Here is a 17,018-nt window from a genome sequence, read left to right as displayed (position 1 = left end):
CCCAATACGGGACGTGGCGGCACGATAAGCGGCTTTCCGCCGCAAGCATAGGCAAAATAACCTTAAAATGTGGCTTTCTTTGTGCAGGTCACGAAAAAGGCCGCCCCAACGGACGGCCCAGGTCATATCTTTCTGCAATCAGCTTGGGTGGCGGCCCCGGTCTCAGCTATCGTCATCCAGGGCTTCCACCGCTTTTTGCAGATCGTCTTTGGTCACATCCTTGTCTTTGACCGCCGCCATTTCAAAGACGAAATCCACCACTTTATCTTCGAAAAGCGGTGCCCGCAGCTGCTGTTGCGCCTGCTGGTTTTGCTGAATGAAATCAAAGAACTGACGTTCCTGACCCGGATATTGTCGTGCCTGATTCATGATCGCCTGGGTCATTTCCGCATCCGAGACCTGAACGTCGTTTTTCTGCCCCAGCTCGGCCAGCAGCAGGCCCAGACGCACCCGGCGTTCGGCCAGTTTGGTATGTTCGTCTGTCGGCTCGACCTCGGGATGGTCATGGCCTTCGACATCGGGGTTTTCCTCATGCCACAGCTGATGGGCAATCTGGCCCGCCTCGGCCGTAACAAGGCTGGGCGGCAGGTCGAATGCCACATGTTCATCCAACTGGTCCAGCAACTGGCGCTTGAGCACCTGACGCGCGGCACCGGAATATTCGGTGCCCAGGCGTTCCTCGACCTGGCCTTTCAGGGCGGCCAGATCCTCGGCCCCGTATTGCTTGGCCAGATCATCGTTCAACTCGGCGGCAACCGGTTTCTTCACCTCTTTGATCTTGCACTCAAAGATCGCGGCCTTGCCCGCCAGATGTTCGGCCTGGTATTCCTCGGGGAACGACACCTCGACATCTTTCTCTTCGTCCGCCTTGGCACCGATAAGCTGTTCCTCGAACCCGGGGATGAAACTGTCAGAGCCCAGAACCAGCGGATAGTCTTCGGCAGCACCACCCTCAAACGGCTCCCCGTCGACCTTGCCCAGAAAATCAATCACAACCTGATCGCCCTTGGCCGCCTTGCCCTTCTTGGTTGCGAAATTCTGTGCGCTTTCGGCAATCTTGCCCAGGGCCTCATCCACCTCTTCGGCGGCGGGTTTTACAACAAGGCGTTCCAGCTTCAGCTTCTTGTAATCCACATCCGGGATTGCGGGCAGCGCTTCGTAAGACATGGCGACGACGATATCATCGCCCTCTTTCCAGTCCTCGTTGACCATCTTGATCTCGGGCTGCATCGCCGGCCGGTCGCCGCTGTCTTCCAGATGGGACTGCATCGCCCCGTCCACGGTTTCCTGCATCGCCTCGCCCATCAGACGCTGGCCAAACTGCTTTTTCAGCAGCGGCATCGGCACCTTGCCCTTGCGAAACCCCTTCATCTCAACCTCGGGCTGCGCCTCAGCCAGCTTTTCGTCCACCTTCGCATCCAGTTCCGCACCGGTGATGGTGATTTCATAAGCGCGTTTCAATCCGTCGTTCAGCGTCTCGGTGACGTTCATAAGGTCCTCGCATGGGTGAAGAGGCCCCCACAGAGGCCCCTGGCAGAATTTGCGCCTTACTAGTGGGGGGCAGGGTGCGTTCAACCCCGAAATGCAAGGGGTTTGATGCAGGTCGCGCGGACCATACAGGCCGCCCGGCCACTAACAGACCGGCAGCAGCACCTCATAGCTCACCTCGACCCCTCTGGCGCGCAACGCTTCGATCTGTGCCTCTGCCCCGGCATCCCCCCAATCGGCGACCGAGACCTGCCGCAGATGGGGCAGGGTCAGCAACGCGCCAAGATCGGTGGCATAGGTATGACCAAGATCGACCGCAAGCAGACCGGGATGCCCTGCGAGGTCTGACAGATCCTCAAGTTCATATGCACCCGATATGATCAGACGTTCCAGCCCGGGCAGATCCGCCACAAAGGACAGATCGGTCAGTGTTGCGCCGCCAACCGCCAGTTCCTCAAGCCGGTTCAGCCGCCCGATCGGGGTATAATCGTTCAGGGACACATCCTGAATATGCAGAACCGTCAGCCGCTGAAACCCGTCCAGCCCGGAGAGTTCGGTCAGCCGCGTGCCGCCCAGATGCAATTCGGTCAGTTGGGTCATCGGTGCGATATCGGACAGATCGGAAAAATCCGTAAAGCTTGCCATCAGCACCGTCACATGATCCAGCGAGGCAAGAACGGCATAATCCGGCAGGGATTGCCCGTCGAGGTTGAGCGTGCTGCACCGCTCGGCCATGCAGGCGGCCAATGTCGCCTCGCCCTGCGCCAGACGCTCTGCGCGCCATTGCGTGGCATTGCTCCCGTCGCTGACCGTCTGGCAGGCGGTCAGAACACCAAGAGCTGTGCCCAGCAGCGCCATCAGGGCATAGATATGAAGGGGTCCGGGTGTCATGATCAAAACAGGCCTTCCTTGACATGCAGGCAGGGTAGAAGCCCCACCGGCCTCTTGCCAAATGATATATTCCTACAGGTCTGTCGGCGCAGAAACCCCTTGGGTTCAAACGATCATCCGGTGCGGTGAATGCGGCCCGGAACCAAACAGGCCGGCAAGAGCGCTTGACAAGCCTTTCACCCGTGCCGCATTGTCCACTTATGGATTGTCGACATTACACAACATGGCGGCCGCATCCGGGCATTACACCAAATGCCACGGATTGTATCCAATCGACCTGCGCCTTGCTGATTGATGTTGCCAGACCCGTGACCCCCTCCTTTAAGTATCGCCACCTTCCTGTCGGACATTTCCCGCACACCAGGCCGGTTCCGACGGTCCGACAGGCAGGCAGTTATTGCCTTGGAGGAAACATATTATGACCCTTGCAAAACCCGCTTTGACCGATCCGATGCCCCATGACATCGCCCCGATCGAAAATGTGCCCCTGCGCGTTCAGGTGGCCGATCGCTTGCGCAGCGCCATTCTGAGCGGACGCTTGCGGCCCGGAACCGGGCTGGTGGAAACGGCACTGGCCGAACAGATGAATGTGTCGCGCGCGCCGATCCGCGAAGCGATCCAGATTCTGGAAAATGACGGGCTGGTGGAAACCATCGCCTATAAGGGCAAACGGGTGAAACCGCTGACTGCCCGCGAGGTGGCCGAGACCTATTCCCTGCGCGAGGTCTTTGAAGTGATGGCCGTGCAGCGCATTCTGGAAAACGGCGCCCCGCTGGACCTGCTGCGCGAACATTGCGATGCGATGACCGCCGCCGCCGCGGATGATGATTTCGAAGCGCTGATCGCCGCCGATGAGGCCTTCCACCATGCGCTGATCATGCTTGCCGATCACGATCTGCTTCTGGCGTCATGGAAAAATCTCTACCTGCGCATCCACCAGATCATGGCACTTAGAAACCGCGATGAACGCAACCTTGATGAGGTTGCGGGCAATCACCCGCCCATTGTCCAGGCGCTGGCCGATGGCGATGCGGACCGTGCGATCAAGCTGATCTCTGACCATACACGTGTACTGGCCGCGTTCGACCCCGCGACCATTGTGCAAGCCCTTTGATATTCTGTGACCTGACATATGGCGGAACCCACGCCCCGGATGGTTGCGGTTTTAGTGAACCGGACTGCGGCAACGATAATCAAAAGACCAAAAACAGTCCTTTGAAGACCATCCAACAGGTGAAAGGAAAGCCAATGCAAAGACTACACCACTTGCTTGCAGCCGGCGCTGCAAGCCTCATCGTCGGGACCGGCGCAATTGCGCAGGTATCTGATGATACAATTGTCGTCGGGTTGAGCGCGGATATCAGCACATTCGACCCTTCTGCGATCTCCTCGCGCGACAATGCCAATATCGCCCGCCACGTTTTCGGAACGCTCTTTACCATTGATGGCGCAGGCGTGGCCCAGCCTGATCTGGCCAACAATCTTGAGGTTTCCGAAGACGGCATGGCCTATGTCTACACCCTGAACGAGGGGTTGACCTGCGAGGACGGGGAGCCGCTGACCGCCGAGGATGCGGCCTATTCCTTCAACCGTGCGGCCGACCCGGAAAATGCCTTCACCGGAAATACGCCCGGGTTCGTGTTCAGCTCCATCGACTTCCAGAGTGCCGAGGCGCTGGATGATCTGCATGTACAGGTCAATATCGGCGCCCCAAACCCGATTGCATTCGGCCTGATCGCCGAGGTGCTGATCCACTGCAAGGATAGCTATGAAGCGATGTCTCTGGATGAAGCCTCGGGCAATCCTGTCGGGTCCGGTGCGTATCGCGTGGCCGACTGGCGGCCCGGCTCTGAAATCGTTCTGGAACGCGTCGGTGGCGACGTGACGTTCGACCGGATCGTCTGGCGCATCATCCCCGAAGCCTCCACCCGGTCTGCCGAACTGATGGCGGGCAATGTGGACATCATCACCAATGTGGCCCCTGATCAGATGGATGTGATCAATGCCAGCGGTGCAGCCGAGGTGAACCCGATCCAGGGCACACGGCGGATGTATGTGGGCTTCAACCTCAGCGATACGATGGCGCTGGAACCCGGAGGCGATGCCATTCAGGATCCGGCGGTCCGGCGCGCGCTGCAATATGCGGTGGATGTGCCGACGATCTGTCGTCAGTTGCTGAACTTCGAATGTGAGCGGATGACCGGCATTGTGAACCCGCCCAATGCGAACCCCGATATCGACCCCTACCCCTATGATCCCGAAACGGCTGAACGGCTTCTGGACGAGGCCGGCTGGCCCCGGGGGGATGACGGCACCCGGTTCTCGATCCGCTTTCAGGCCGGTCAGGGCCGGTATCTGAATGACGCCAATGTGGTTCAGGCCATTGCCCAGTACCTGTCGGATGTGGGGCTGGATATTGATCTGGACATCATGGAATGGTCCAGCGTCTACATCCCGCTGATCCGGGAACGCAACGCAGGGCCGCTATATTTCATCGGTTCCGGCGGGGCATTGTGGAGCCCGCTTTACGACATGACCGATCTGGCCGCTGTCGATGCAGGCACCAACTACACCCATTGGGATGATCCCCGCTGGTTCGACCGTTGGGCCGATATCGCCGCGGCCAGCAGCGACGAAGAGGTCCGCACGATTGTCGATGAGATGTTGCAGGTCTTCTATGATGACGGTCCCTGGCTGCATCTGTACTTCCAGCCGGATTTCTATGGCGTCAGCAACCGGATCAACTGGACCCCGCGCCCGGATGAAAAAGTCTACCTGTTCGGTGCCACTCTGAACTGATCAGGTTTCTCCCTGTCGCCTGCGACGGTCAGGTGCCGGATCTTCGGGTCTGGCACCTTTCCGTTTGGGGGCACGCATCTTTGCCACTCGGCACAAAGCGGCCAGACACGCTTAAAGCACCCTGCCTGAAACTTGAATCACAAATACCCTGCCACGCTTCGCGTTCTCGGGACATTTGTGATGCGCGATGTCTCAGGTTTAAGGCAGCATGCTGTAGGCCGTCGCGCATTTCGCATGAGATCGCACCGCTGTCCTTCTGCCATGCGCTGCCGGTATTGGTGAAATACGCCTTCTGTTCGCCGTCGCCCTCTTCACAGTTTTCGACCGGTAAAATGTCATGTGTTGGCTTGTTGCCCATGCTCAAATCTCCTTTTCGAAAAAGGGATTCTACCATCTACCGCCCTGCCCTGCTCATGGGGTGTGACGGTCATCCGCCGCTTTTTTATGCGCATCAACATACGCCCTCAGCACAGAGTGCATTCGTGTCAGATGGCCGTTGCCCTGCCCTTTGAAGAACTCCAGAATATCAGGATCAACGCGCAAGCTGACGGGCTTTTTGGCCTTGGGTTCTTGGGGCTTGGCTACATCCCAGAAGCCTTCAGGCATATCAATTTCTGGCGCATCGGCGCGAGGAGACGTGACCTCTCCGTGTTCGTGCATATCCCTCAAACTTTTAAGGGAAGCTGTTTTTGTATTTTTCATAGTCTTTTCTGCCTCCTTTCCATGCAGAGATCAGGCGTATGTTTTCGCCTCGCTCGGTGTGAATGACGGTGTACGGCGCACCATCAACCAGACCCAATGACGCAATGACGCAAACCTGACTTCCCCATAGTCCTCTCGGTTGTCTTCTCGTGTGAGGGTTTTTCCCTCAAAGATCAGAGCAGCATAGAGCAAATCGACGCCGCGTTCTTTGAGCGTTGCCTGCCTCTTTTCTTCGTCCCATTCAAACTCCATTTATTCCGTCCCCATAGATTTCTTGTATGTTCCCGCATGGTCTCTGCCTCATGTTATGGATTCGACTTAGTGCCGATTGATCAATGATATGGTAGCAGTTACCTGTATATACTATATGTATATACAGTCAATAGGTACATATTCCTGCTGTCTGCCAGTCCTGCCTCGCGGCAGGTTTCTTGCTGTTTTCCTCTGCTTTCCGTCGCCGCTTCGCTGATCCCGTTAAGAGCCGTGACAGGTTGTCGTCTACAAGCCACACAGATTACCGCGCCAGAACCAGATCGACCCGAAGCCCGCCCATATCCGTGCTCTGGCTCAGCCTGAGAGTGCCGCCATGACTGCGCGCGATATCATGGGCAATCGCCAGACCCAGACCCACACCGCTGCCCTTGTCCTGATTGCGCGCCTCATCCAGCCGGGCAAAGGGCCGCAACGCATCGGCCCGTTGATCGGGCGGAATGCCCGGCCCGTCATCTTCGACCGTATAGCGCAGCGCGTGATCCAGCACATGCAGGGTAACCCGGGCCTGACGCCCATAGCGCAAGGCATTTGACACCAGATTTTCAAGGGCCCGATGCACCGCCTGGGGGCGGATATCCACAGAAGGCGCATCATCCGGGGCCACCAGATCCACCTGCTTCCCCGCCCGGCCCGCATCCAGGATGATCCGCTCCACCAGCGCCCGCGGATCGGTCGGGGCCGGATCATCCAGCGCATCGGCACGGGCAAAATCCAGGAACGTGGTCAGCAGCGCCTGCATCTCTTCCACATCACGTTCCAATGCCTCGATATCCGGCGATCTTTCCTGCAGGCTCAGCCCCAGTTTCATCCGTGTCAGCGGCGTGCGCAGATCATGGCTGACACCAGACAGCATCATCGTGCGCTGCTCGATCTGCTGCTCGATCCGGCTGCGCATGTCCAGAAAGGCCCGCCCGGCGGCACGCACCTCAAGCGCACCGCGCGGGTTATACCCCACCACCCGGCCCTTCCCGAACGCCTCGGCCGCGCGCGACAGGCGGCGAATGGGACGCAACTGGTTGCGCAGAAACTGAAAGGCAATAGCCGTCATCAACAGCCCGGTGAACACCATCAGCACAAGCAGCTGATGCGGGTTTGAGGCTGACACCCGGTTGCGTCTTACCGCCAGTTCAAGCAGCCCGTCGGGGGTGTGCATCCCGATCTGAACCATCCGCTTATTCTCCAGCAGATCAATGAACTGAACCTCGGGGATCGCGGCCCGCAACACCCGGATCACCTCGCGCCCGGACAGATCGTAGAACAGGCGCTCATCCTGTGAAGGCGGCGCATCGCCGGTCAGTATGATCTGCAACCCCTCCGCCGACGCAGCGGCGGCTGTGGCGCCCTCCTGCTCCCAACGATCCAGAACATAGCGCAGGTCCAGCGCCAGCGCATTGGTCAACTGCTCTGTCACCCCCTCGAAATGGCGTTGCAGAAATGCCGCCGAGACGACAAGTTGCAGCGTGACGATCGGCACGATCAGGATCAGCGCGGCCCGGCCATACAAGCCCCGCGGCATGAATCTATTGAGCCAGCCAAACATCATGCCCCATCTAACCCGGGGCGCAGGGCGGTGCAAAGGACAAGCGAATGGCTCTGACCCAGATGGAACCGGGATTGCGCCGTATCCTGGCCCCCAACCCCTCGCCGATGACCGAACAGGGCACCAATACCTATCTGCTCGGCCAGACCGATCTGGCGGTGATCGACCCGGGCCCGGCCATTGACGCGCATCTGGACGCCATTCTGGCGGCGGTCGGCCCCAGCCAGCGCATCACCGCGATCCTTGTCACCCATTCGCATCTGGACCATTCCCCTCTCGCCCGCCCTCTGGCCCTGGCCACCGGCGCCCCGGTTCTGGCCGCCGGTCCAAGTGACTGGGGCCGCAGCGCCACGATGCAGACACTGGCCCGCACCGGTCTGATCGGCGGCGGCGAGGGTGTGGATGACAGTTTCGCGCCAGACAGGCGGCTGACCGATGGAGAGGTTGTGACCGGAGCCGGCTGGCAGATTGAAACCCTCACCACCCCCGGCCATATGGCCAATCATCTCAGCTTCGTCTGGAAGGGTGCGCTTTTTTCAGGCGATCTGGTCATGGGATGGTCCAGTTCGCTGATCTCGCCGCCTGATGGGGACATGACTGCCTTTTACGCCTCTCTCAACGGGCTGCTGGCCCGCCATGACCGCATATACTACCCCGGCCATGGCGCGCCGGTGCACGACCCGCAAACCCGCTGTGCCGAACTGGTCGCCCATCGTCGCACCCGCGAGACCGCAATCCTTGACGCCCTGAAAACCGCCCCCGCAGACACCGCCGGTCTGGCAGAGCGCATCTATACAGATACACCGCCTGCCCTTCTGCCAATGGCAGAGCGCAATATTCTGGCCCATCTTATTGATCTGGAAGAAAGAAATCTCATCACAACCGATGGCGATCTGTCTGCCAGCGCCCGGTTCAGATCAGTTTGAAAATCCAAAGGGGTTTTTCACCCCTGCCCACTGGACGCGGCAAATCGGGCTTGCTATATCGGCGCTCAGTTCCGGCGTAGCTCAGCGGTAGAGCAGTTGACTGTTAATCAATTGGTCGTAGGTTCGATCCCTACCGCCGGAGCCAAAGAATTCAAGTAGATCAGAGATTTACGAGACACCTCAGCGAGGTGGCTCAAGGGGGTGTTTGGCGTTAGTAGGCACATAGTAGGCAGTTGAAGCTGATTTGCTTGGGCCGTGATGCAGCGATTTGGCGCTTCAACAGCCCAGATTTCGTTTAGCGAACCAGCCCAACTTGGGACCCAAAATGCAAAACACCCTATGCCGCTCCTACGCCGAACCGCCTAGCATACGATCCCAGATGATGGATCGGTTGGCTGTTGCTGTGTCTTCATTGCCCGAAAATCAACTACAGCATGCTGCCTTAAACCTGAGACATCGCGCATCACAAATGTCCCGGGAACGCGAAGCGTGGCAGGGTATTTGTGATTCAAGTTTAAGGCAGGGTGCTTTAGAAACGATTGTGATGCAGACCGAGGCTCTGGCCTTGCCGAGGCCCAAAAAGCCTGGCCCCAAAACCCGATAGCGCATGCGCAAGGCCACTGTCGTCGGGGCGGAATAAGATCGCGGCTCAAGCTTTCCATATGCAAGGCATACTTGTGAGCAATTGTTAGGTGACGCAGTGAGTTAGCTTGAGCCGCACCCGGGACACTTGCCTGAACGGCACCAGATGAATGAACTACGAAAAGGGGAAGTCGACAAAAAGCGGCACGGCGGCCGCAAATTGTCTGGCCACAATCGGATTAGAATAATCAAAGCGCCCACTCAGCACTCATTCTTCAAGTTGTGGATCGGGGCCGAGCATAGCTATGAATTCAGACCAGCTGCTTGCGACGGGATGAAGAAACCTGGCTTCGTCATAGTCGCCGTCGTCCTCAAAACCCGCGTCGTCGACCAAAACAGTTTCGTTTGCGGGACGAGCCAAAATGTAGATTTTGCCGTGCATAGACCCTTCTCGCAGGTCGATGTATATGCCTTGCGAACCCGTATTGGCGACTTGAAGCAAGCGCGCATGGATGTAGTCTGAGAAGTCATTGTAGCGAAAACTTGCGATGTCATTTAGCGATTCTTCTGTAAATCCAAAAAATTCTTCTACGCTTAACCAGGTAAGTCTGTCTGGCTGAAATGAGGAATTTGCGTCTGCGGGTCGACCGCCATTGTATTTCAGAAGGAACACCCTGTAATCTTCAGGAAGCGTGAAACCTCTGCTCGCCTCAAAATCCTTGATTTGAGCTTCATCGGTCGGTTTGTTTTGCCTGTCAAAAATCATTGGTTCCTCGCAATTGATGCGCCGCCAAGATGATAGAAATCGCGGTTTATTTCGAGTGGAATCAGCTGCATTGTTCGCGCATCTTCGACATGGTGCCAAACCCATCCTGCAGGCGGACTGCTTCCCCATTCCGGGTGACCAGCTTCCGTGTTGGCGCGCCGATTATCTGTTCGTGAATGCCCCGACACCTCAATCTCAACAGATCTCACCCCGCTCGGATGTGTCATGAAGGGGGTGAAATCCGGGTATCCCTCGGGATATTCCACCGAGACCCGCTGGCGCTGACCCTGCACGTCAATCTCGGCAGAGTAGCGGAAATGCCCTTCTGGCATAAGCTCAACATTGCCGCCCTGATTGATCCAGCGCTCGAACCGAGGCGCATTCGACCCCGCATTGAGAATGCCCTCGAAGTCGGGGTCGGTTTGAAGCCGCTCAAGCGTGAGTTCTTCGGGCGCGGATAGCCCCTCGGCACGATTGCGCACTCGGCCCAGTGCGGCCACGCCCGCGATCACCTCCGGCAGGGCGTATCCCAATGCGCCCGCGTAATCGCCAACGGCAATGCGTTCTCTGAATGGCTCGACCATCGCCTCAGGCAGCGCCGATGGGTCGGCATAAAGCGCCTGCGCAACACGGCGAATATCTGACCATCGGATGTTCGGGATGTTTCGGATGGCGTCGGCAATATCCACCAAGGACGTTGCCGTTCCACCCACAAACCGATCAATGGCGCTTCGCGATTGGGTCAGCGCCTCATTGACCAGCGCTTCCGGGGCACCCGAGGCAGCCAAGGCCGCCGCCGTCATCAGGGCTTCGGCATTGGTGATACCAAACACCGATGCCAGCCGATCAAAGCCCTCGCCATAGCGACCGATCAAGTCCAGGAACGCACCCGGATCATCCTTGATCGCGTCGCCAAGCTGCTGGAAGGCAACGGCGAGATCACCCTGCGTTTGGATATCGAGCATTTCGCCGTCGATAGTCACGCCGGGTTCGGGCTGGAACAGATCGCGGAGCCGTTCGGAAAATGATTGTGGCCGGACGCCCAGACCAGCCGAGAAATCCTCATCAAGGGTTCCGAGGAAGCGGTCCAGCAGACCAAGCGGCCCCAAGACACCGATACCCGTATCAGGTGGCACCGGACGGGCCGAACAGCGGCAATTTGGGGCCTCTCCGGGGCGCTCGCCATCTGAATCCCAGCGGAAAACACGGCCATCCAGAGCGGCATGTCCCGCGCGGACCCTCTCATCACCAACCGTTTCCCAAGTGTATTGCTCAATGCCCAGTTCACGCTGTCTGATTTCATTGATCAAACCCGCATAGCTGCGCAACAGCCTTTCCTCCATTGCCAGCCGAAGAGGCCGCAATCGCTGAGGATGAGAATGCCATTCGGCCCGGATTCTTGCCAGCCGCTGATCCCAGACGGCCAGCGTTTCGTTTGTCGCCGTGTCGATGTTGGGCAGGTCTTGCTCTTCAAGGAGTGGATCGTAGGATTCTGCCAACGCGGCCAGAAGCATGCTGGCGTTTTCAGCTGCTGCCTCGCCAAGCTGGCCCTCGAAGGCTGCTCGTAGGGAACTGTAGTTGGGTAATGCGTTTTTAACGGACCAACCAACCCGGCGACCGATCATGCCGGTGGTCGATTTGCGCAAAAGAAACTCTCCTTCACCGCCGGAGCGGAGAAACTCTGAAAATGACTGATTCATGGATTTTTCCGCGATTGACGAACCAAGATCATGTCAAATTGATCTTAAATTTTTGATAACGCCTCGAACGGTTGCGCGTTCAGCTTGGTTTCAATCCAATCCGGTCGCTCGTGTATTCCTGAAGATCCGCGCACAGCTTTTGCAGGCAACCGGCGTCAACACGTGTCGAAAGAGCATCCAGTTTCAATAAATCGGGCGTCAGATAAGGGTGGTACTTCTCAAAAACTAGGTTCGGAGCATGGGTGAATAGATCGGGCATCTCCTCGTAGGCCATTGCCGATAGCACCTGCCCCAAAGAGTGATCAGCGTCGCCTGTCTCAACCAATAAAAACCCATCGTGCTGAGTGATCTGAAAACCTGATGCGCCCAGTGCCATGGCCAGCGTCGTCGTTTTTACCGTGCCGCAGCGCGTTGCCAGAATACATGCGCCTCCACCCAACTCAACGAAAGGCGTTGCCGCGAACCCCTGCCGCGCATAGTTGGCGCAAGCCTCGCTAAGCAGGCGCAGGGCTGCTTGATCCATGTAGCTCGGCTCAAAACTCCCTTCGAGAATGTCGAACATCTTCTCGATAACACGATCATGGATCATCCCGGGATCGCCCCCGAATAGCGGCGGAACCCCATAGGCAAGCTGACGCCTCACAAAGATTGGGTGCGCGCGCAGGTGGACGCCAAAGGCGAGATCACGCTTGACGAAATGGCGGCGCGTTTACAGGCAGAGCGCGGCGTGTCTGTCGCTCCTACAGCATGCTGCCTTAAACCTGAGACATCGCACATCACAAATGTCCCGGGAACGCGAAGCGTGGCAGGGTATTTGTGAGTCAAGTTTAAGGCAGGGTGCTTTAGCTCGGTCTGGCGACTTTTTCAGCGGCTCGGGCTGACGCATAAAAAAAGACCTGCAAGCTCTTGAGCAGAAGCGTGCCAAGGTTGCCCGGCAAAGGCATATCTGGATCACACACAGCCAGCCGTTCATGGCACATATGCTGGAACGTATTGGCTTCATTGACGAAACCTGGCTGAAAACCAACATGGCCAAGACGACCGGCTGGGCACCGCGCGGTCAGCGGCTGGTCGATCACGCGCCTTTCGGGCACTGGCGCACGCAAACCTTTGTCGCGGCGTTGCGACATAACAGGCTGGACGCGCCATGGGTCATCGACGGTGCCATGAACCGCGTGACATTCGATACCTACGTCGAAACCCAACTCGCACCGACCCTGAGCAAGGGGGACGTGATCATCCTGGACAACCTTTCCAGCCACAAAAGTGCGCGGGCCGCCGAAATGTTGCGCGATGTCGGTGCGTGGTTCTTGTTCTTGCCGCCATACTCGCCCGATCTCAACCCCATAGAGATGGCTTTCTCAAAGCTCAAAACGCTGATCCGAAAAGCCGCAGCAAGAACATATGACGCGTTATGGAACGCGGTCGGTCAAGTGTGCGATCTCTTCACGGACGAAGAAGGCTTCAACTTCTTCAAAGCCGCAGGATATGGAACCAATTAAACGCAAAACGCTCTAATCTGTATCAAAATCCTCTGCCTCTCGATCAGCAAGATGCTGATCTCGAACGCGAATTTCAATGAGCGATGTTGCAGAATAAAACGATTTCGCTTTAGACTGACCACACGCCGTTCGGGCCAGTGAGCAGATATGCCCCCAGATCATCCCTTTAACGTCTTCGTCGTCGCGCAAGCGGGCCGGTTGCAATATGAGGCGGCCTTGTTTGCCGCGTCTTTCCGGCATCACAACCCCGACTTTCCCGGCACGCTTTATATTGCCGAGCCGCAGCCCGGGCCTCGCTGGCAGAAAGACCCCCGTATCAATGACGAGGCCGTGCGCCAGTTATTTGCGCGTCTCGACGCCGAAATCCTGCCCTTCGAGACCCGGCATTTCGGTGACAGCTACCCCTATGGCAACAAGATCGAGGCCCTGACAGCCCTGCCCAAAGGAGAACCTTTCGTCTTTTTCGACACAGATACCCTGATCACCGGGGACCTGACCCGGGTGCCCTTCGATTTCACCAGACCCTCCGCCTCTCTCAGACGCGAAGACACATGGCCCCGGCAAGAGCTCTACGGCCCCGGATATACCGCCACCTGGAAATCCCTCTATGATAAATTCGGGCTCGATTTCGAAAGCTCCCTCGATCTCGACCAGCCCGATGAATACTGGCAGCGTTATCTCTATTTCAACGCAGGCTTCTTCTATTACAAATGCCCTCATGTCTTCGGTGCCCGCTATCTGGAATATGCGGTTGCAATCCGCGATGACGCGCCCGGGGAACTGGTCTGCCAGTCTCTGGATCCCTGGCTTGATCAGGTGGCCCTGCCCCTTGTGATCCACGCCCTTGGCGGCGGTCGCGACACGCTGGAACCGGGCTGGCTTGACGGGCAAACCAGTTGCCACTACCGGGTCCTGCCGCTGCTCTATGCCCGAGAGCCCCAATCCGTGATCGACGCCCTGGCAGAGGTCGCAGCCCCCAACTGGGTCAAAAAAGTCCTGAAAGCCTATGAGCCGATGAAACGCATGATCTACCAGTCCAAAGGCGAGAAAGCCCGCGCCTTGTTTGATCAAAACAACCTGCCCCGCCGCGAGCAAGCCATCCGAAACACCCTGAAACGCGAGAAACTCTGGTTACGGTAGAGGGGGCCCGACTTGGTCTGTGCGCCCGATAGCCGTGAGACGGTTTGAGTACCGGACCCCGAATTCGGGCCGCCAAATCTGACCTTCTATAGTAAATCTCGAAAAACCCGACTCACAAAGCCCTGCCAAGCGATTGCTTTCTCGGGGGTTTTGTAATTCTGGATATTTCAGGTATTTCGAGACATGCTTTATTCATAAGATAATAGAAGCTTTGGTCTTGTACGTCCTCGACCGCATCGTCGCCAGCAGCAATACTAGGGCGTAGACCTATAAATGGCGATGTGCTTCAAGATGTGAAATCTGGGAGGTTTCATGTCGTCGAATTTCTGGCTCACCGAAGAACAGTTCAATAAAATCAGTCCTTTGCTGCCAAACAAGCCCCGAGGCGTGCCACGGGTGGATGATCGTCGTGTCTTGTCCGGGATCATTTTCTGTATCCAGCGAGGCTATCGCTGGTCCGATGTGCCGCCCGAATATGGCCCGGCAAAGACGCTCTACAACCGCTGGAAACGTTGGTCCGAGGCAGGCGTTTTCGAACGTGTCTTTGACGCGCTGGCGCGCGAGACGGCCGACCTGTCGACACTCATGATCGATGCGAGCCATGTCAAAACGCATCGGATCGCAGCGAACGGTGTCAAAAAAACAGCCCGGGCGGACGGAGCATCGGCAAGACCAAAGGCGGGCTGAATTCGAAGCTGCATCTGGTTTGCGACGGTGGCGGTTGCCCGGTTCACTTGGGGCTGACTGCGGGAAATCGGGCCGATATTTCCCAAGCACGCCAGTGCCTTGAACCCTATGTCGCCAAAGGCTGCACCGTCATCGCGGACCGTGGCTATGACGCCAATCACCTGCGTGACTGGCTGACCAAGGCAGAGGCAACAGCCTGCATCCCGCCCCGCAAAAACCGCAAGGTGCAGTTTGAATATGACGCAGATCTCTACAAAACCCGCAATATCGTAGAGCGCATGTTCAATCGCCTGAAAGACTGGCGACAACTCAGCCTGCGCACATTCCGATGCCCCAACACCTTCCTCGCGGCCGCCCACATCGCCGCTACAGTGATTTGGTTCTTATGAGTCTACGCCCTAGGGTTGTCGCCATCTATGATAAAAAGATTGATGCGCTTGAGCCAGAGAAGACCCGACTGCGTGGACACCAACGCGATCCAGAAATACGAGGAAAAGATTGCAGCACATGACGGCACCAAGGCGCGCTTGACCGAAAATCTTGCAAAACAGGCGGAACCAAAAGACACATTCGAAGAAAAACTAGAACCCGCGCTCCTGTTCCTCGCAAACCCCTGGAAACTCTGGGAAAGCCCCAGCCTGCACCGCACTCAACTACGCCGTTTGGTGCCCAAATTGACCTTCGCAGAACGACTCAAATACTACCGAAACCAAGGAGCCAGAAATCCAGGAATTTCCTTTACATTAAAAGGGTTATTGGAAAGCTCACAGGATGAAGTGTTATACGGTGCACCACAGGGGAGCGACCTAGAACCCGAATTGATTGCAGAATGCCTGTCCGAATTTGAGGATTGGGCGGATATCATTCAGGATGATGATGCGCTGGTCGAACAGCTGAATGCTCTGCCGCCGGTGTCTAGGTTCTGTTAACAGTTAATCATATCCACGATGAGGGCGAAGTTTAGGAAAGCGCGGTACATTACATCGAGCTTTTCGAAGCGCGAGAAGATGCGGCGGTAGCCTTTGAGGCGTCGAAACAGGCGTTCTACCTCATTTCTGCGCTTGTAAATCGTGCGGTCATACTCCCATTTCACCAGCCGGTTAGCTTTTGGTGGAACGACGGGCTCCATACCAAGATCGAGGACGAGCTGGCGGGTCTCATCGCCCTCATAAGCGCTATCCACCGTCATCGGCAGGCCCTTGATCGGGTTCCTGGCCCGCGCGAATGCACTAGTGATCAAAGACTTCGACAATTCCAAATACTCCAAACTCGTCACAACCGATCTCAGGCAGATATCAACTGCAAATATCAAACATCCCAACCCGCCCCTTCAATGGTTCGAGCCGTTCCGAATGGTCAACCGCCAATCTGGCATCGGGCGTCTCGGGGTCAATGGGCGGCCCGCGCCTTCCCCGTGTTGCCCATGACCCGTTCGCCTCATCCCCGCTGCCCTTTCTTTGACGTCCTTCGGGACGGTCCAAACCAAAATGAAAGGAAAAAGTTATGGGATTAGATTTATATGCAGGAGTTACACATGAGGATTATCCGGTTGGACATAGCTGGTATTATCGCCTCGGAGGCGAAACCCTGAAACCAAAGGCGATCCGCGCCGAGGTGATTGCAAGCGGATATGAAGGATATCGCGGCGATGAGATCGAAGCGATTGACCAAATGGCCGAGCCCGTCAGATCGCAAAAACTGCGCGCTTTGAACGCAACAGTCCCCCGCGATTTGAAGTGCGATCTCGCCCGCTATCGTCAGATTGCATCGGACATCCGCCGCTTGCCGCGCAATGGTATCATTGCCGAACACCCCATCTCAAGCTGCCCATACATGGCAATCTCACTCAAATACGCCCATCTCAGCAACAGCTTCGCACATCTTACGCGCTTGGAGAAACTGCTAACCCAACAAGGCGATCTCTTTGGATAATGAACCAAATCCCGGCTTCGGCTGGACCATTTGCGGCAACGCCAAAGCCGCTCTCATGCCGACACGTACGAATTACGTTATGTTTGACGT

Annotated in this window: 17 protein-coding genes, 1 tRNA gene and 1 pseudogene; 9 read left to right on the top strand and 10 right to left on the bottom strand. The window is 57.2% G+C overall.

The features are described 5' to 3' along the window. Nucleotides 1-162: 162 nt before the first annotated feature. Entirely contained in the window at nt 163-1,491 is a 1,329-nt protein-coding gene (tig, locus tag E2K80_RS01395; protein ID WP_135372064.1) for a trigger factor, read from the bottom strand. A 141-nt stretch (nt 1,492-1,632) separates the two neighbouring features. Next, nucleotides 1,633-2,379 (bottom strand): leucine-rich repeat domain-containing protein, encoded by a 747-nt coding sequence (locus tag E2K80_RS01390; RefSeq protein WP_135372062.1) that lies wholly within the window; start codon nt 2,377-2,379, stop codon nt 1,633-1,635. 418 nt (nt 2,380-2,797) lie between these two features. Between E2K80_RS01390 and E2K80_RS01385 the strand changes: the two genes are divergently transcribed. Together E2K80_RS01385 and E2K80_RS01380 are read left to right on the top strand one after the other, a co-directional pair. Next, nucleotides 2,798-3,493, top strand: coding sequence for a GntR family transcriptional regulator (locus E2K80_RS01385; RefSeq protein ID WP_135372060.1), 696 nt, complete (start codon nt 2,798-2,800; stop codon nt 3,491-3,493). A 134-nt stretch (nt 3,494-3,627) separates the two neighbouring features. Next, on the top strand, nt 3,628-5,178 hold the full coding sequence (locus E2K80_RS01380; RefSeq protein ID WP_135372058.1) for an ABC transporter substrate-binding protein: 1,551 nt from the start codon (nt 3,628-3,630) through the stop codon (nt 5,176-5,178). 28 nt (nt 5,179-5,206) lie between these two features. Here the strand turns inward: E2K80_RS01380 and E2K80_RS01375 are convergent, their stop codons facing one another. The 4 genes from E2K80_RS01375 to E2K80_RS01360 form a co-directional block, all read right to left on the bottom strand. Next, nucleotides 5,207-5,536, bottom strand: a complete 330-nt coding sequence (locus tag E2K80_RS01375; protein ID WP_135372056.1) for a hypothetical protein — start codon at nt 5,534-5,536, stop codon at nt 5,207-5,209. Nucleotides 5,537-5,589: 53 nt separating this feature from the next. Further along, nucleotides 5,590-5,880: a BrnA antitoxin family protein gene (locus E2K80_RS01370; RefSeq protein WP_238475610.1), complete on the bottom strand. Its 291-nt coding sequence runs from the start codon at nt 5,878-5,880 to the stop codon at nt 5,590-5,592. A gap of 30 nt (nt 5,881-5,910) precedes the next feature. Continuing rightward, nucleotides 5,911-6,132 (bottom strand): BrnT family toxin, encoded by a 222-nt coding sequence (locus E2K80_RS01365; RefSeq protein ID WP_210405414.1) that lies wholly within the window; start codon nt 6,130-6,132, stop codon nt 5,911-5,913. 262 nt (nt 6,133-6,394) lie between these two features. Next, nucleotides 6,395-7,693: an ATP-binding protein gene (locus E2K80_RS01360; RefSeq protein WP_443216542.1), complete on the bottom strand. Its 1,299-nt coding sequence runs from the start codon at nt 7,691-7,693 to the stop codon at nt 6,395-6,397. A gap of 47 nt (nt 7,694-7,740) precedes the next feature. Here E2K80_RS01360 and E2K80_RS01355 point away from each other — a divergent pair, with 47 nt between their 5' ends. Together E2K80_RS01355 and E2K80_RS01350 are read left to right on the top strand one after the other, a co-directional pair. Beyond that, the gene (locus E2K80_RS01355) at nt 7,741-8,619 is read left to right on the top strand and encodes an MBL fold metallo-hydrolase (RefSeq protein WP_135372051.1); all 879 of its coding nucleotides are present in this window, start codon (nt 7,741-7,743) and stop codon (nt 8,617-8,619) included. Between the two features lie 70 nt (nt 8,620-8,689). Beyond that, a tRNA-Asn gene (locus E2K80_RS01350) sits at nt 8,690-8,764 on the top strand. Between the two features lie 705 nt (nt 8,765-9,469). Here the strand turns inward: E2K80_RS01350 and E2K80_RS01345 are convergent. From E2K80_RS01345 to E2K80_RS01335, 3 genes are all read right to left on the bottom strand, one after another. Beyond that, nucleotides 9,470-9,967: an SMI1/KNR4 family protein gene (locus E2K80_RS01345; protein WP_168193068.1), complete on the bottom strand. Its 498-nt coding sequence runs from the start codon at nt 9,965-9,967 to the stop codon at nt 9,470-9,472. Beyond that, the gene (locus E2K80_RS01340; protein ID WP_135372047.1) at nt 9,964-11,667 is read right to left on the bottom strand and encodes an HNH endonuclease signature motif containing protein; all 1,704 of its coding nucleotides are present in this window, start codon (nt 11,665-11,667) and stop codon (nt 9,964-9,966) included. Before E2K80_RS01340 ends, E2K80_RS01345 begins: the two co-directional genes overlap by 4 nt. 79 nt (nt 11,668-11,746) lie before the next feature. Then, nucleotides 11,747-12,256, bottom strand: a complete 510-nt coding sequence (locus E2K80_RS01335; RefSeq protein WP_135372045.1) for a hypothetical protein — start codon at nt 12,254-12,256, stop codon at nt 11,747-11,749. Nucleotides 12,257-12,551: 295 nt separating this feature from the next. Here E2K80_RS01335 and E2K80_RS01330 point away from each other — a divergent pair, with 295 nt between their 5' ends. The 4 genes from E2K80_RS01330 to E2K80_RS01315 all read left to right on the top strand — a co-directional run bounded on the left by E2K80_RS01330 (nt 12,552) and on the right by E2K80_RS01315 (nt 15,925). Further along, nucleotides 12,552-13,169 (top strand): IS630 family transposase, encoded by a 618-nt coding sequence (locus E2K80_RS01330; RefSeq protein ID WP_135371897.1) that lies wholly within the window; start codon nt 12,552-12,554, stop codon nt 13,167-13,169. A 147-nt stretch (nt 13,170-13,316) separates the two neighbouring features. Then, the gene (locus E2K80_RS01325; protein ID WP_135372043.1) at nt 13,317-14,309 is read left to right on the top strand and encodes a hypothetical protein; all 993 of its coding nucleotides are present in this window, start codon (nt 13,317-13,319) and stop codon (nt 14,307-14,309) included. Nucleotides 14,310-14,621: 312 nt separating this feature from the next. Then, nucleotides 14,622-15,385 (top strand): IS5 family transposase gene (locus E2K80_RS01320; protein WP_135372041.1). Its coding sequence is split into 2 segments (ribosomal slippage): nt 14,622-14,960 and nt 14,963-15,385, totalling 762 coding nucleotides; the frame shifts between segments, so codons are not numbered across the junction. Between the two features lie 72 nt (nt 15,386-15,457). After that, complete coding sequence (locus E2K80_RS01315; protein ID WP_135372039.1) at nt 15,458-15,925, top strand: hypothetical protein; 468 nt, start codon at nt 15,458-15,460, stop codon at nt 15,923-15,925. On the opposite strand, the pseudogene E2K80_RS01310 reads toward E2K80_RS01315, so the two are convergent. Next, nucleotides 15,922-16,197: pseudogene (locus E2K80_RS01310) on the bottom strand (transposase); the annotation flags it as partial. The gene E2K80_RS01315 and the pseudogene E2K80_RS01310 overlap by 4 nt on opposite strands. Before the next feature lie 302 nt (nt 16,198-16,499). Between E2K80_RS01310 and E2K80_RS01305 the strand changes: the two are divergent. Next, on the top strand, nt 16,500-16,928 hold the full coding sequence (locus E2K80_RS01305) for a hypothetical protein (protein WP_135372037.1): 429 nt from the start codon (nt 16,500-16,502) through the stop codon (nt 16,926-16,928). The last annotated feature ends 90 nt before the right edge of the window (nt 16,929-17,018 follow it).

This window comes from Rhodophyticola sp. CCM32, from assembly GCF_004751985.1.
Taxonomy (GTDB): Bacteria; Pseudomonadota; Alphaproteobacteria; order Rhodobacterales; family Rhodobacteraceae; genus Rhodophyticola.
Note: the sequence above shows the minus strand (reverse complement) of the source record. Positions and strands in the feature narration are given on the sequence as shown.